18 protein-coding genes are annotated in these 14765 nt (G+C 66.4%); 11 read left to right on the forward strand and 7 right to left on the reverse strand.

Annotated elements, in window-relative coordinates; translation table 11 throughout:
• Positions 1-161 precede the first annotated feature (161 nt).
• The 6 genes from AC1D2O_RS32900 (at position 162) to AC1D2O_RS32925 (ending at position 5014) form a co-directional block, all read left to right on the forward strand.
• On the forward strand, positions 162-338 hold the full coding sequence (locus tag AC1D2O_RS32900) for a hypothetical protein (RefSeq protein WP_478158564.1): 177 nt from the start codon (positions 162-164) through the stop codon (positions 336-338).
• A gap of 212 nt (positions 339-550) precedes the next feature.
• Positions 551-733: a HigA family addiction module antitoxin gene (locus AC1D2O_RS32905; RefSeq protein ID WP_478158565.1), complete on the forward strand. Its 183-nt coding sequence runs from the start codon at positions 551-553 to the stop codon at positions 731-733.
• A 168-nt stretch (positions 734-901) separates the two neighbouring features.
• Complete coding sequence (locus tag AC1D2O_RS32910) at positions 902-1093, forward strand: transposase (protein ID WP_477650736.1); 192 nt, start codon at positions 902-904, stop codon at positions 1091-1093.
• Between the two features lie 943 nt (positions 1094-2036).
• On the forward strand, positions 2037-4169 hold the full coding sequence (locus AC1D2O_RS32915) for a ParB/RepB/Spo0J family partition protein (RefSeq protein WP_478158566.1): 2133 nt from the start codon (positions 2037-2039) through the stop codon (positions 4167-4169).
• Between the two features lie 336 nt (positions 4170-4505).
• Complete coding sequence (locus tag AC1D2O_RS32920) at positions 4506-4772, forward strand: hypothetical protein (RefSeq protein ID WP_478088465.1); 267 nt, start codon at positions 4506-4508, stop codon at positions 4770-4772.
• Entirely contained in the window at positions 4772-5014 is a 243-nt protein-coding gene (locus tag AC1D2O_RS32925) for a hypothetical protein (RefSeq protein WP_478088467.1), read from the forward strand. Before AC1D2O_RS32920 ends, AC1D2O_RS32925 begins: the two co-directional genes overlap by 1 nt.
• A 137-nt stretch (positions 5015-5151) precedes the next feature.
• On the opposite strand, the gene AC1D2O_RS32930 is transcribed toward AC1D2O_RS32925, so the two are convergent.
• Positions 5152-5706 carry a hypothetical protein gene (locus AC1D2O_RS32930; protein ID WP_478158567.1) on the reverse strand — a complete coding sequence of 185 codons (555 nt, stop codon included), beginning with the start codon at positions 5704-5706 and terminating at the stop codon, positions 5152-5154.
• Positions 5707-5800: 94 nt separating this feature from the next.
• A complete protein-coding gene (locus AC1D2O_RS32935) occupies positions 5801-6070 on the reverse strand; it encodes a hypothetical protein (RefSeq protein ID WP_478088471.1) in 270 nt (89 codons plus the stop codon).
• Between the two features lie 155 nt (positions 6071-6225).
• Between AC1D2O_RS32935 and AC1D2O_RS32940 the strand changes: the two genes are divergently transcribed.
• The 5 genes from AC1D2O_RS32940 to AC1D2O_RS32960 all read left to right on the forward strand — a co-directional run bounded on the left by AC1D2O_RS32940 (position 6226) and on the right by AC1D2O_RS32960 (position 10299).
• Entirely contained in the window at positions 6226-6780 is a 555-nt protein-coding gene (locus tag AC1D2O_RS32940) for a hypothetical protein (protein ID WP_478088473.1), read from the forward strand.
• The gene (locus tag AC1D2O_RS32945) at positions 6773-7846 is read left to right on the forward strand and encodes a relaxase/mobilization nuclease domain-containing protein (RefSeq protein WP_478158568.1); all 1074 of its coding nucleotides are present in this window, start codon (positions 6773-6775) and stop codon (positions 7844-7846) included. Before AC1D2O_RS32940 ends, AC1D2O_RS32945 begins: the two co-directional genes overlap by 8 nt.
• Before the next feature lie 404 nt (positions 7847-8250).
• On the forward strand, positions 8251-9459 hold the full coding sequence (locus AC1D2O_RS32950; RefSeq protein ID WP_478088475.1) for a Fic family protein: 1209 nt from the start codon (positions 8251-8253) through the stop codon (positions 9457-9459).
• A gap of 254 nt (positions 9460-9713) precedes the next feature.
• The gene (locus AC1D2O_RS32955; RefSeq protein WP_478088477.1) at positions 9714-9998 is read left to right on the forward strand and encodes a ribbon-helix-helix protein, CopG family; all 285 of its coding nucleotides are present in this window, start codon (positions 9714-9716) and stop codon (positions 9996-9998) included.
• A 7-nt stretch (positions 9999-10005) separates the two neighbouring features.
• On the forward strand, positions 10006-10299 hold the full coding sequence (locus AC1D2O_RS32960; RefSeq protein WP_478088479.1) for a type II toxin-antitoxin system RelE/ParE family toxin: 294 nt from the start codon (positions 10006-10008) through the stop codon (positions 10297-10299).
• Positions 10300-10544: 245 nt separating this feature from the next.
• Here the strand turns inward: AC1D2O_RS32960 and AC1D2O_RS32965 are convergent, their stop codons facing one another.
• The 5 genes from AC1D2O_RS32965 to AC1D2O_RS32985 all read right to left on the reverse strand — a co-directional run bounded on the left by AC1D2O_RS32965 (position 10545) and on the right by AC1D2O_RS32985 (position 14745).
• Positions 10545-11666, reverse strand: coding sequence for a zeta toxin family protein (locus tag AC1D2O_RS32965; RefSeq protein ID WP_478158569.1), 1122 nt, complete (start codon positions 11664-11666; stop codon positions 10545-10547).
• On the reverse strand, positions 11663-12139 hold the full coding sequence (locus AC1D2O_RS32970) for a hypothetical protein (RefSeq protein ID WP_478158570.1): 477 nt from the start codon (positions 12137-12139) through the stop codon (positions 11663-11665). Before AC1D2O_RS32970 ends, AC1D2O_RS32965 begins: the two co-directional genes overlap by 4 nt.
• Before the next feature lie 93 nt (positions 12140-12232).
• Positions 12233-12934 carry a TraX family protein gene (locus AC1D2O_RS32975; protein ID WP_478088484.1) on the reverse strand — a complete coding sequence of 234 codons (702 nt, stop codon included), beginning with the start codon at positions 12932-12934 and terminating at the stop codon, positions 12233-12235.
• Positions 12935-12966: 32 nt separating this feature from the next.
• Positions 12967-13545, reverse strand: coding sequence for a phospholipase D family nuclease (locus tag AC1D2O_RS32980; protein ID WP_478088486.1), 579 nt, complete (start codon positions 13543-13545; stop codon positions 12967-12969).
• Positions 13546-13569: 24 nt separating this feature from the next.
• Complete coding sequence (locus AC1D2O_RS32985; RefSeq protein WP_478158571.1) at positions 13570-14745, reverse strand: LPD7 domain-containing protein; 1176 nt, start codon at positions 14743-14745, stop codon at positions 13570-13572.
• Positions 14746-14765: the final 20 nt, after the last annotated feature.

A 14765-nucleotide genomic window follows, 5' to 3' on the forward strand; every position in this document is an offset into this window, starting at 1 on the left:
ACCGCCCGCTCGCGCGGGCGCGATCCTCGAGCGCGACTGGTGGACGCCGACCGCTGGAGGCTACTTCGAGCATGTCTCGAAAGCCCGGAGGCCGAAGCGGTCCAGGCGTTTGCACACCGGCCGAGGTGCACCGACTGGGCACGGCCAGGAAGGCCGACATCGTGACTGCGGCCGAACGGCTGGCGGCGGGAACCGGAGGGTTGCCTGCGATGCTTGGGCGACAGGACGCTGATGCCCCGGCGCAGGCCATCGCGTCGGAGCCAGAAGCCATGGACCGCGCCGACACAGCCGGCGATGCCGAGACCGAAGATAGCGTGGTCGAGCCAGCCGTCGCATGAGTCTGGAGCCCCGGCCTGCGGGACGGGGCGTGTTCGGCGAGGGGCGCGTCGACGAATTCAGCGGCTGCGCCGCAGACGCGCCTGCGAGCGCGCACCGCCGAGGGCGGCGCGCAGCCACGATCCACGACAGGCCTCGCTGCGCGGGGTTGTGCCATGCCCTGCCGTGTCCGACGCTGGCGGGCAGGCCGCCGTGAACGACGCAGACACGCGCCGTGCGCGAGCGCCGTGGCGTGTCCCCCCTGATGGCCCTGCGCCTGTCCCGCTACTTCGGCGGCTCGGCGCAATGGTGGCTCAACATGCAAAGCGTCTACGACCTCAAGCTGGCCGAGAAGGAGGCCGCGAAGCAGATCGAGAAAGAGGTGCGGCCCCGCGAGCATGCGGTCACCTCCGCCTGATCCAACCGCCCCAAGGAAAGCCCGCCGCGTGCGGGCTTTTTTGCGCGCCCATACCACGGTCCTTGAATGCCGTGGGCTTCGATGCAGGTCCGCGGCAGCGCAGGCGTGGCCGACTTGCTAGGGCGTCGCCAATCGAGTCGACCATGGATGACGAGAGATACTTCATGCATGGAGATCACACCAGCCCAATTCGCCCAGATCGAGCACTGCCTGCCTTTGCGGCGCGGCAATGTAAGTCTCTCGAATTTGGACGTGTTGAATGCGCTCCTTTCTGTTGCAGAGCACGGATGCAAGTGGCGCGGCCTGCCCAAGCGCTTCGGCAACTGGTGTCAGGCGACACGACAGACTGCCCCCCCATGACGACATGAGGAATTGACCCCCCTCATGGCAGGAGGCCAAGATGGAAGGCAGTTCGAGCAAGCTCCGCGATCCGAACGGATCGATTGGAGACAGGCGATGCAGGCACCGGAGGACGTGGAGGCGATGCTTAACTGGCGTCGCTCGGCTGGGGCGCCAAGCGCATCGTCAACGAGTTGGGGTGCAGCCGCAACACCCTGCGGCGATACCTGCGCCAAGGCGGCTGCCCCCCTCTGGAGGGACCGATCAGGCGTGAGCGCAAAGCGCGAGGGGCGTAGCCCCTGGTGGGTGGGGGATGCCGGGTGGGAGCGCGAAGCGCGGGCGGAGGCCGGAGGCCGGAGGAGCCGGCGGGGGCGAGCATCATGCGCAGAACGTCCGACAGTTCCATGGCACACGCCTTGCCCATCCTGTGGGCACGCATGACGATGCCTCGATAGGCTCCTTGGAAGGTTCTCTTTGGATGCAGGGCGCCCCAGCGGCTTCGCCGCTGTCGGGCTGCTCCAGGTTCGCGCCTTCGCGCTCATCCCCTTCGGGGACGGCCTGCGGCCAGCCTTGCGCATCCCTGGCGCGCGGGACTGCGTCCCTTGAACCTCCCTGATCAGACTGCCTGCGGCAGGTGGAGGCGCTCGCCGCGCGGCGGTTGAGGTGCGCGTCAGCCTCGGGCCGTGCTGCCGTTCTCCTGCGTCTTTCGCCTTGTCCGGTGACTCTGCGCCCGCGGGGCCGGGGGACCGGCTTCGCCTGCAAGGGGGTTTTCATAAGGCTGCGCCTTACAAACCTTCCCCCTTGCTCCCCCGTCCCCGCCGTCGCTGCCGTTCACCGGGCGAAAGACTCAGGAGAACGGCGGACAGCTCCGGGCAGGAGACCGATGCACACCGCAACCCTTCATCGAAGGGCTCCAGATCTAGAAGCCCGGCATCCCTTCAACTTCAACTGCAAAGGAACCGACATGACTGCTGCTGCCCATATCGCTGCTGCCATCCAGGCCAGTGCCGAAGGCACGTCCGCGCCCAAGCTCAACGGGGCGAAGGCCCCGAAGAGGCCCAAGGCTTCAGAAACCCGCCAGCTAGCGAAGCCGAAAGCGCCCACCAAGGCGTCCATGAAGGCCGCCGCCCCTGTCGCCGCGCCTTCACCTGCTGCCCGCGACGTGCTGGTGCCGCTGAATCAACTCGTGCTCAGCGCCGCCAACGTGCGGCGCGTGTTCCACGAGGACGGCATCGCCCAGCTTGCCGCTCTCATCGAGTCGCAGGGGCTGCTGCAGCGCCTCGCGGTGGTCGCGCAGGCGGATGGGGGCTTCGCGGTGGTGGCCGGCGGCCGCCGGTTGCGCGCCATGCACCAGCTCGTCGCCGAGGGCCGGTGGAACGCCTCGCAGCCCGTGGAGTGCAGGCTCTACGACGATGCCCGCGCCGCCGAGGTGTCGCTCGCCGAAAACTCGGGCCGCGAAGCCATGCATCCCGCCGACGAGATGGAGGCTTTCCGCACACTGGTCGAGGAAGGTCTCACGGTCGCACAGGTCGCGGGCCGCTTCGGGGTGAGCGTGCTGACGGTCGAGCGCCGCCTGAAGCTCGCCCGCCTTGCCCCCCGGTTCCTCGCGATGTACCGCACCGACGAGATCGAGCCGGACCAGTTGCAGGCGCTCGCGCTGACAGAGGACCATGCGGCACAGGAAGCCGTCTGGGATGGCCTGCCGGCCTACGACCGCGATGCATGGACGATCCGGCGCTTGCTCACCGAACAGTCCTGCGCGGGGGACAGTCGATTGGCCCGGTTCGTTGGCATTGAAGCCTACGAGGCCCGGGGCGGTCGGGTGCGGCGTGACCTCTTTGCCGATGACGACGATGCGAGGAGCGTCTACCTGGACGATCCCACCCTCTTGCAGATCCTGGCGATGGAGAAGCTGCTCGCCCTGGCCGAGGAGGTGCGCGCCGAAGGCTGGGGCTGGGCCGATTGCCTGACCGAGGGCGACCACCTCGTGCTGCGCAGCTATGGCAGCGAGGCGCAGGCCGAGCGCGAACCGACACCGGAGGAAGCGCAAGCCATCGAGGCGATGGAAGCCGAGCGCGACCGTCTGGCCCAGGCCTACGACAGGAACGAGGACGGAGGGGACCCGGACGCCGACAACTACGCGGCCGAGGAACAGCGCCTGTCCACCGCCCTGGACGACCTGGACGACCGGCTCGACACCGCGCGTGCGACCTTGCGTGCGTGGACGCCTGAACAGATGGCGCGCACCGGCGCGTTGCTTCGCATCGACCACGCCGGACGGGTGACTGTCCACCGTGGCCTGATCCGACCCGAGGACCGGAAGGCGGGCGCAGGGCCGGGTGCTGGCGGCCCCGACTCTTTGTCGAGGAGCGGCACGGTAGAAGGCAGGGACGAGGGGGCCACGGAGGACACGCGCAAGCGCCCCGAGTTCAGCGAGAAGCTCATGCGCGACCTGACCGCCCACCGCACCGCGGCCATTCAGGCCGCACTGACCCAGAACCCGCAGGTGGCCCTGGTCACGCTTGTCCACCGAATGGCCGAGACCGTCTTCGGCCAGTACGGCCGGGGCAACGATGTGGTGAAGGTGACTGTGCGTCCGACCAGCGACTACAGCCTCGCGCAGATCGCGACCGGCTACGAGAACTCCCCGGCCTGCGCGATCCTCGGCCCAGCCGAGACGCAGTGGGGCGACCGGCTGCCGGGCAACCCGGAGGCGATGTTCGACTGGCTGCTCGGGCAAGACCGCGAGACGCTGCTCGACCTGCTGGCCTATTGCACCGCGCGGAGCATCGACGCGGTGGCGGGCCGCGAACGCTCGCGCGACCAGAGCGATGCGATCGTCAAGGCGCTCGGCATCGACATGGCCAACTGGTGGCTCCCGACCCCGACGACCTACCTGTCCAGTGTCAGCAAGGCCAAGGCGCTCGAGGCCGTCAAGGAGGCCACGGGTGTCGACGCGACCCACACCGTCGCCATGATGAAGAAGACCGAACTCACCGCCTACTGCGCCCGACAGCTCGAAGGCACACGCTGGCTGCCGGGTCCGCTGCGGATCGTCCATGCGCCCGTGAACGGCGAAGGCCCCGACGACGCGTGACCTGCCTCTGCCCGCTGCCCCGGTTCGGAGGCCTCGTCCTCCGAGGGGCATGCGGCTTCCATCCTTTCCCCCAGGAGCCCTTCATGAACATCCGGACTTCACTCACTTTGTGGGCCACCGCAGTGGTCTGCCTCACCGGGGCCGCCGTCGTCATCGTGGTTCATTCCGATGCCGGCACGCCCACCCGACCCACGGGCTTTCAAACCAGGTTCCAGCCGGCCCTCCGGCCGGACGCTCACATCGGGCGCTTCAGGCAGCTCACGCCTGTGCCACTCGATGACCCTGCACATCCTGGACCCGCGCGTACGTCGGGCCCCACCGCGGAGGAAGGTCGTCATGGCAACGCGCAAGCCCACCCCTGAAACGGCCGGAGCTGCCACCGAAGCAGCCTCCCGCGCGGCGCTGAGTCGATTCGAAGGACACTGTCTGTGCCGGCGAACGCGCGAGTGCGAAGAGCTGCTGCAGTTGGCCGTGCTCGGCATCGAACAGACCCGCGAGCGGCATGCGCCTGACACCGACCTGCGCGAGATCGCCGAGCACCTGACGGAGGCCGAACGTCACGTCGAGATCGCCCGTCGTCTCGCCGCCCGCTGGAGCGAATGATGGCCACGAAATCCGTCAAGCCGGTCACCCGGGAGACTTCGGCGTTGGTGCGCGAGCGTGGGCTTCGCGCGGTGATGGTGACGATCGTGGGCGGCGTGATCGAGCTTCGTGCCAAAGGCCTGCGATCGCGAGAGACCGTCGATGTGGCCTGGTGCTACTACGCGGCAGTCAAGCAGCGCGTCGCCTTCGAACGCGCCGAGCGTGCTCGGGAGGGAAGGGCGAAGAAGGGTCGGGCGGGTTGATCCCGCTTCTCGGGCAGGCCCGTCGGCGACCGCTGGCGGGCTCCCTCGTCGCCGACGTTCGGCATGCCGAACAGCGAGCCCGGCTTCGCACCGTCGAGCGAGGCACTGCGAGGCTGCCTGTTCGGCGCAGACACGGTTCAGGGCTTCCTGCGCAGCAGTCGGTCCAGTCGGCTTCGCGGCTTCGATGGAATCGCGGGCTTGGCGTCGCGGTAGGCGGCGCGCTGCGTTCGCAACGCTGCGGCGAGGGCGGCCACACTGGCGCCGTCGTAGTGCCAGATGCCCGTCACGGCCAGACAGCCGATCCTTCCGCCCTGAGGCTTCGGTGATACCCGGATATTCCGTACGCCGATGCTCTGCAGGATCTCGGACCGATATGAGGCGAGCGACGCCTCCCGACCCACGAATTCGGGAACGTCCCGGCTCAGTTCGATGCCGATCATGTGGACGGATGGATGACGCTCGGCGATGAAATTCACCACTTCGGCCAGCACGAGCCGTGGCAATGCGCCGGCCCGAAAACCCTCGAAGTCGACGGTCATGAAGTTCTCGACCAGCACCTCGGTTCCGTCGGAACTCAGCGTCACCGACTGCACGCGTCCGATCAAGGCTTCGCCGTCGAACACATCGATGGGTTTTCCGGGCACATAGGCGCGGCCGTCGGGGCCCGTGAGCCGCAGCCTGATGCCGATCACGCGGATCGCGACGAGTGCGTGTGGCCCGCACAGGGTCGTTCATGGTGCGCCGCGGTGGCTGCGCCGGCGGCGAGTTCTGGATGGTCCTCTGTGATCATGGACGCAGCTTATCGGCGGCGAGCGCTGCGGCCTCAGCTTCGAATCGAAGCCGCGAAGCGCACTCGTGAAGCATGTCGCAGTCCCATGAAGTTTCGTTGTCGACGATGTTCGGCGTGCCGAACATGCCGGCAACAAACGACGCCGCATCGGCTTCCTGGACGGGACACGCACACGGTGTTCGCGTGCCGAACACATCGAGATGCGCTGCTTCGAGGCATCGTGAGAACGTTCGCATGCGTTCAGGCGGGTCATCGTTGTTCGGCATGCCCGAACGGGTCCCAGATTTGCCCATTGAGTGCCTCCAAGCTTAAAGCTGTAAGGAGCGAGGTAGATGTTCGGCATGTCGAACGCTGAGGCCTTGTTTGGCTTTGAGGGCAGGATAGACTGGCGTCAGACATTGTTAACGTTCCGTCGTTCACCATGACCAGCGCGAACCGAACTGCCGTTGTCGGCACCCGCACCTCGAGCGAAGCGAAGGCTCGTTTCGCTGCCCTTGCGGCAGGTCGCGGAGTCACCGAATCGGCGCTGCTCGCGTTGCTCATCGAGCAAGTGGTTGCCGACAACCCAGAACACGACGTTCGAGCGACGCTGTTTCGCATCGCAGATGAAGGTCCCGCCATCGACCGCCTGACGCTTCGCTTGCGGCCGGGCGACCGGGCTCTCGTCGATGCGCGGGCTGCAAGCCGTCGGATGAAGACCGCGAGCTACTTGTCGATGCTCGTTCGAACCCATGTCCGCGGAACGCCGGTGATGCCACCGCAGGAACTGGATGAGTTGCGCTGTGCGGCTGGCCTTCTGGGATCCATGGGACGCCAGCTCCGCGCCATGGCTTCGCAGTCCCCATGCCAATCCGATTGCACCGCGGATTTCGCGGAGCTGCTGGTCGATGTCGGTCGGGCCGTCGAGAGCGTTCGCGCGGGGGTCTCCGACGTTGTCCGCGCGAACCTCAAGAGTTGGGAGGCCGGCCATGCCTAGGCACATCGTCACCTTGCCTCGCACCGCGGGGATGGAGTTCGACATCGTCAGCTACGGCCGACGGGGACCCAGTGCACCCGCTTCGCTGAGCGTTGACCAGGTCGAGCAAGTGAAGCGAACGGTCAGCCGCACGCCCGAGGTGATGGTGAAGGTGTCCGGCGGCGCGCGCGATACAGGAGGCGCCCGAGCCCACCTGAAATACATTGACCGCCACGGGAAGCTCGACATCGAGACCGATGATGGCGTCGCAATGCGCGGTCGCGGCGCCGCCGAGCAACTTGTCGGCGACTGGCAACTCGACCTGTGCCGAAGCGAGCACAGACCGAAGCCGAAGGATGGCGAGAAGGACACGCGCTCCAAGCTGGTCCACAACATCGTCCTGTCGATGCCGGCTGGCACACCGCCGAAGAAGGTCTTGGCGGCCGCAAGGCATTTCGCGCGTGAGAACTTTGCGCTTCAGTATCGGTATGCCATGGTTCTGCATACGGACCAGGCCCATCCGCATGTGCATCTCGTCGTCAAGTGCGAGCACGAGTTCGAGCCAGGTCGGCGCCTGTATGTGCGCAAGGAGACGCTGCGCTCGTGGCGCGAGCAGTTCGCGGCGTTGATGCTAGAGGAGGGCGTGGCGGCCAACGCGACCCCGCGCCAGTTGCGGGGGACTCGAAAGGGCCTGAAGGATCCGATCCATCATCGGCTTCGCGACTTGAGAACAACCCAGGCAGCGAGCACGGATCGGTTCGCTGGTGGTCGACCGGCCCAGGACTCCAGCTTCATGCGGCGTCGGCTACTGGGTATTGGCAAAGACCTGCAGGCAGGTCGAGTGGTTTCGGAGGATGGCAAGGCCAAGCTGCTGGCGACGCGATCCGAGGTCCTGGATGGTTGGGGAGCGACGGCCGAGACGCTGCGACGCCAAGGGCTTGCCGATCTGGCGGGTCAAGTAGAGCGCTTCATGCAGAAACTGCCGACGGCTGTCGCCGACCGCGAGCACTTGGTACAGGGCTTGTTGGCACGCCTGAAGGCACAGCGCCATGCGCGGGGTCCCGCTCGGAGTGAGCGAAGCCGCTGAACGGCGAGGCTGTTGTCGTGCCAGCGCGCGGCCAATGGACGCACCGGCAACGCGAATTCGGACAGCGGGAAGTGCTCCCACACGCGAGCGGCTTGGGGGTCGCATCGAACTGCGGCTTGGGCGGCGTGACGGCCATGTACCCGGTGGGCCCGGCGCGATCCCGGATTGCGGTCACAGCGGCAACAACATTCACCGCGGCTGATCACCCGGCGATGCACACGCTGGGCGGCTGTTGACCGATGCCGCGTGAAGCTACCGCTTCTCCCCGCGGTTGAGTCTGAACGGGCAATCGAGCCGGCAAGAAAACCAGAAATCGAACCGGAATATCGATTGGGTGTGGCTTCTCTAAACCATTGTTATTCATAAGGTTTTCATGGAAAATAACGGAAACACAACCGGAAATCATGTCAGAAAAACCCAAGGCGATCGCGGTCTATGACCAGCCCCATCAGTTCGAGCCGCTGTTGCCGGCGCAGAACTTGGACGGGCTGATTGAAGCAACCCGCCGCGTCTTCGAGAAATCCGCACAACTGCGAGCCTCGGCAAGCCCTCAAGCACGGGATGCCCTGCGGGCGATCGTGCGCTCGATGAACTCGTACTACTCGAACAGCATCGAGGGGCAGGGCACGCACCCGGCAAACATCGAGCGCGCGCTCAGGCACGACTTTTCCGAAAAGCCCGACGTGGCCCTGCGCCAGCGGGTGGCCGTTGCGCACATCGAAGCGGAACAGGAACTCGAGCACCTCGTGTCGACGGAGGCGGCAGCCCTCAGCAGCGATTTTCTTCTGAAGGCACACACGGCCTTGTACGGCAGGCTTTCGGAAGACGACCGGCGCACGGACGATGGACGCATCGTTGTGCCGGGGGAGCTTCGCAAGCACGACGTCGCAGTCGGCCGGCATCAACCTCCGACCTGGCAGTCGCTACCCCAGTTCCTGGCGAAGATGGATGAGCGATATGGCCGGCTCAAGGGCGTCGATGCGGTTCTCTATACGATTGCGTCCGCCCACCACCGCATGGCGTGGACTCATCCGTTCGAGGACGGGAACGGGCGTGCTGTCCGGTTACAGAGCCACTGCGCCCTGTTCCCTCTCAGCGGTGGCCTCTGGTCCCCCAATCGGGCGCTGGCGCGCCAGCGCGAGGTCTACTACGAAATGCTCGACAACGCGGACAGTGCGCGGCAGGGTGATCTCGATGGCCGTGGAAACCTCAGCCAGAAGATGCTCTGGGAGTGGTGCCGCTATTTCATCGAGCTGTGCGAGGACCAGGTCACGTTCATGACCACCATGCTTGATCTTCCGAAGCTAAAGGATCGCATTCGCGCCTACGTGCTCGTGCGCGGGATTACGGACGGAATCGCCGAGTACCGGGAAGAGGCCATCTTTCCGCTTCAGACGGTCGCAACAACGGGTTCGGTCTCGCGGGGCCACTTCATCAGGATGACCGGCCTTGAAGAGCGCACAGCTCGCAAGGTCGTGTCGCGCTTCTTGGCCGACGGGCTGCTGAAGAGCGATGGCCACCGGTCGGAACTGAGCATCGGGTTCCCGATGTCTTCGCTCAATATTCTGTTCCCCAACCTGTATCCAGAGGCCGCAACGGCAGCTCTCGAATAGCTGGCGGCTCGAAGTCGATGTGGGGTCAGTTGCTGATATCGCTTGACACCGGCGAATCGGCCATCGGCGGGGAACCTGATGTGAGCAGTTCCGGCGCACACCGCTTCGTCATTGCAGAGCGCACCTCACCATCTGTTCAATTTGAACCGCGTCGTCAGCGCCTGCCAACACAAGGAGGAAGGTGGGTGTCGATGGCTCGTGTGGTACAAATGTGCTACATTGGGGTTCGCTCAGAAGGTCCAGGAAAGTTGCCCATGTCTACGACCACGATCCGAATGGAAGATGCCCTGAAAGCTCGCATCGCGGCGGCTGCCGAGCGAGCCGGAAAGTCGTCACATGCCTTTATTCTGGATGCGCTATCCGAGACGGTGGAGCGCATCGAGACGGACGACGAGTTGCATCGGATTGCCGACGAGCGGTGGGTTGCTTTGAAGCGGACTGGAAAATCGGTGGCCTGGACGGATGCGAAGGAATATTTGCAGGCCCGCGCTAGCGGCAAGAAAGCGCGCCGGCCGTCAGCGCGACAGCCTTCGCGCTGATCGAGTCATGGCTCGAATCGAGCTTGCTCCCGAAGTTCTTGACGACCTTGATCGCTTCTTGGATCACATGGCGCAGTTCGACGCGGTGGACATCGCTAAGCGGATCGAGGAAATCATCGAGGCCATCCAAGTGCTTGCGCATAGTCCTCAAATCGGCAGACCGGTGAAAGACGGAAAACGGGAATTGGTCATCGGCAGGGGTGCTAGAGGCTATGTCGCGTTGTATCGCTACTTGGCCGAGGTTGAGACGGTCTTCATATTGGCAATTCGCGCGCAGCGAGAATCGGGTTTCAAACATTGATCCCTTCGTGCAGGGGCGCATGACTTGGATCCGGCGAAGATCGCGAGATGGTGGAGATCCGGGGCATGGCGCTGCAACCGACACCCAACGGCAAGATTGTTTGGCTCCGCCGACATCTTCGATCGCGATGCGAATCGCCACAGTGCCCGCCGGGCCGTCGTCGTCTCGATAAATACCCGACATGTCGCTGATGGATGCGTTGGTGGCAAGGCGTGGAGAGCCCCTCGAGGCGGCCTTGGGTTCAGCTAGCGCGTAGGGGGATCCGTCGGCTTTTCTTTCGCCGCGATCCGCGCCATGTCGCCGCGTTCAATGCGCTGGGCGATGTTCTCCCGGGCATGGAGCACCAGGCGCGTCGCCTCGTAGTCCTGGTATTTTTCAGACTCGAGCATCGCCAGGCCCAGGGATTGCACGGCCCGTGCATGGTGGGGAAATTCCTTCACGAACTCGTTGCGTTCCATGGCCCGGAAGGCGGCGCCCTCGCGCGCCCATTGCAGCATCTGGGCGGCCGCAGGAACTGCTTCGCATCGCGCCACTGCCGCATCGCGCCATCGCAGCACCTCGCTCGCCACGTCGCGAGGCACTACGGGGTCCTGGACCAGGCGCCGCACCAAGGTCTCCCACCGCATGGCGGTCTGCACGAGTTCCCTCGGCGCCGGCGTGCGATCACGCTCTGCGTCCAGCGTGACCTGGGCACGCGTGGTGCGAAGCCATTCGCCTTGCGTCAATCGGTTCTCGTAGAACTGGGCGCCCCGGGGATCGATGATGCGCAGGCCATCCACGGCCCGGCGATCCTCCAGATGCCCCATCACATGGCGGACGTTGGCGAGCGCCGCGTCGTGCGCCGCGGCTGAAATGAAAGGCGCCGGCAAGCCGCGGGATCGCCACCGGTCGTAGCGCGCCATCAACGCGATGCGACTCAGGTCGGGATGGGTGCTGACGAATACGGCCTGCACCGCGTACGCGGCCTTGCGCAACGCGGCCGCCAGCCTCGGAATCGACCTCGCATCCTCCAGCTCGTCCTCGATGACCATGTGCAAGCGCTGCGCTCTCGCGTCCTCGACGGCGCGACCCAACCAATGCACGATGTTGGGCTGGATGGCAGGGAAATCGACGGCGCTGTCTGCATGGCTGGCCGGGTGGTAGGCCGTCAGACGCTCGATCGAGAGATGGATGGCCGGGCCTGCGGTCTTGAGCAACTCGCGCCGCAGCAGGGCTGCGGCCACCGATACGCCGGCCCCAGGTTGCCCGGCGACGAACATCGCGACCGGCTGGGGGGACGCGGGGATGCCCGCGAACAKGTCGGGTCGGACCCTGCGCTCGTAAAGACGGTCTCGCTCGGACGCGGAAAGATGGCCCGTTCGCGTCATTCGGCGGCCCCCGAAACGGTGGGATGGGCAGGAGGACCGTACCTCGCCAGAATCCGTGCGACGTCGGTGGCGCTCATCGGGTCGAAATCGGCGAGCAGCTTGCAGGCGGCGTCGCGTTCGTCGCGTATTCGCTCGAGTCGCCGGACGTCGGGAACTGCCAGGGCCAGACCTTCGTCGAGCGACGTCGTCAGATCGGCGATCGTCCGGTGCAGCAAGGCCAACGCCAACTCCGCGTCCAGCGAGGCATTCAGCGGGTCCCAGTAGCGCGGTTCGTAGTCCTCCACGGGCGGGATTGCCGCAGATCGAGAGGGCGCGTCCCGATCCTGGTCGATCGAGAAGCTGCGCAGGCGGACCGCCTTGGTCAGCATCATGCGCATCACGTCCGGCAATTCCATGCCGACCTCGGCCGCCATCCGATACGCTTCCTTCGCGATCGCGCGGTCGATTCGGAATCGGATGATCGGGCTTTCCATGGCGACGCGAGTTATAGCAGGCCGCGGGAGGCGTACCCCGGGGGCTCGGCGCTTTTTCGGCCCTGACGTGGGCCGGACCACGGGCAGCGAGGCTCAGGCCAGCTGCTTGACGAGCCAGATGACGCTCAGGTGGGCGGGGTAGAAGGCATAGAAGAGCCACCGGCAGCGCCTCACGGGAAGGGCCACCTGCGCGGCCGCCCAGATGAGCGGCAGGCCGGCGAGCGCCGCGAGGTTGCGGTTCACCACCCCCAGCGATGCGATCGCGGCCGCCCAAAGAGCAAACCGCAACGCCGTCGGCCGCCGGCAGAAGGCCCAGGCGCCGATGCAGCTCAGCAATCCGAACCACCAGAACTCGACCACCGCCCCCGCGAGGATGAACAAGCCGATTGCCAACGCCGTGCGGGTCCGGCCCCCGCCCTCGCGCAGCGCCACGAGGGCGGTTGCCGCGAGCAGCGTCCAGAGAATGTTCAGCGGCCACCCGCCGACAAGCGCCACGTAGGCAGGCGTCGCCACTGCGCCGAAGGCGAGAAGCCGCCACATCACTCTGCGGTGCACTCCCGCCGCCCAGGCGCCAGGGCGCGCGAGGTTGTACATCAGCACGAAGCCGAACAAGGGCATGACCATCCGGCCGAGGTCAAACAGGAAGACGAGGCGCTGGTCCCACAGATACTTGTTGACGTGGTCGAGCACCATCAGGATGAGCGCGAGCCACTTCAGGCCTTCCAGACTGCCGTCGGCGACCACGAAGCGTGCCTTGTGGGGGTGCGCGCGGGTCGATGTGCTGCGGGTCAGCATGATCGGACCGTCACGCGCATGCCAGGTTCAGGTCAGTAGGCCGGGGGCAGGTCCGTGCCCTCGTGCCAGAGACGCTGCCATTCGGTCGTGTACTGCGCCGCGATAGCGGGCGCGTTCCGAAGCACCAGCACGATCTCGGCGTTGCGCCTGGCGGCCGAGGCGGTGTAGTTGAAGCTTCCGGTCTGCACGGTGGCGCCATCGACCACCATGAACTTGTTGTGCTGGAGCGCGTAGCGCGCATTGAGGCGGACGGGCACACGCTCGTTGGCCAGAAACCGCGCGGCCGAATAGTCCTTGGTCGCCTCGCCAGCGTCCACGATGACGACCACCTTCACGCCCGCGCGCGCGGCGTCGCGCAGTGCGACAGCGACCGGTCGGCTCGTGAAGGCGTAGGCAGCTACGAAGATCGATGATCGCGCGCCGCTGATCGTGTCGAGCACCAGGGGGAGCGCCTGTCCCGGTGTGAATGCTGCGAAGGCCTCGATCTGCAGGGATGGCGTCCGCTCCGCCGATGCCAGCGGCAGGCCGCTGCCGATCGCAAGGGCCGCTGCCAGAGTGAGCAGCCGGCTGGCGACATGTCGACGGCGCGAAGGGGACGAGTGGTCGGTCATGGTCATCCACAGGGTTGCGTCGCTTCATTCGCGTGTGGGCTCGGGTTCGTCCCTGCGGGGGGGCGTGCGGCCGCGCGCTTGCACCGGGGCATGCAGCGTGCGCGGTGGCGGCATGCCGATGCGTTCGCCTCGCTCCACGGCGTCGGCGAGGCTGTGACGGATCGCCTCGACCACCCTTCGCTGATCGTCGGGGCGCTGCGTCAGCCGGCGCGCAAACTGCCGCGCCAGTCTCAGGCCCAGCATGGCGCCTGCGAGGTCCGGATACTGGGCCAGCACGGCACTCGCGGCCATCTGGCCCTGGCGCACGACTTCGGCCTTTCGGCTGAGGGCTCTGACGTAGTCCGTCTTCTCGACCGTCCAGCCCATGCGCTGCGCGGCCTTCCTTGTCTCACCGACCAACTCACCGGCCTCATTGCGCCGCGCGACCCGGACCGTCACGGATCGGCCGCCCTGCTGCCGCAGGCTCACTTGGTCGCCAACCCGTACACCCGAACGGGATTCGGCCAAGGCGCGTTCGAGGTCCGCGCCCCAGAACGTGCGTTCGCCGGCCGGGGTCCGCACGCGCGCGTAGTACGACATGCGCTCACTCGGATCGAAGTGGTAAGGCGCCGCTGCGTGGGCGAGCAGCTCGCCGGTGACCGGCGGGCGAAGCCCGTCGGGCGTCGAGCGGATCTCGCGCGCTTGCAGTCCGGAAGGGGACCGTTCGGTCGCGGTTGGGCCGCGTTCGGTGATTCGTTCCCCGCCTCGTTCCGCGCCGTCTGTCCCTGGCGGCCTGCGGTCCCGGGCCCGCTGCAACTGCTGGCTTTCGAGATCCGTCGGCGCGTAGCCCCGCACCTCGATGTCCAGCAAGCTCGCTTCGCGCCACACCGCGCGCCGGAACGCCTCGGTGCCCTTCAGCTGAACCACCTGCCAGCCTCGCGCCTGCATGATCGCCACCACGCTATGGATCACCTCGAGGTTGTGCGTGCGCACCTTGAGCCGCGTGCCTTGGTCAACGAAAGCCAGCGTGCGATCGGGAAAGAAATAACGGTCGTCGATGCGCAGGAAGCGCCGGACCACGGCGTCCGGCACGACGCGGTTCGATGCGGCGCCGGGCCGCGGGGGCTGCTCGTCCACCATGCCAGCCCCGCCGTCCGGATCGCCGACGACGTGGTGGCTGGAGTTTGCCGGAGGGGTGGGATCAGTCGGATCGTGGGCCATGGGGGTCTCCTGCGGCCGTC

The organism is Variovorax sp. P1_G12 (assembly GCF_056405555.1).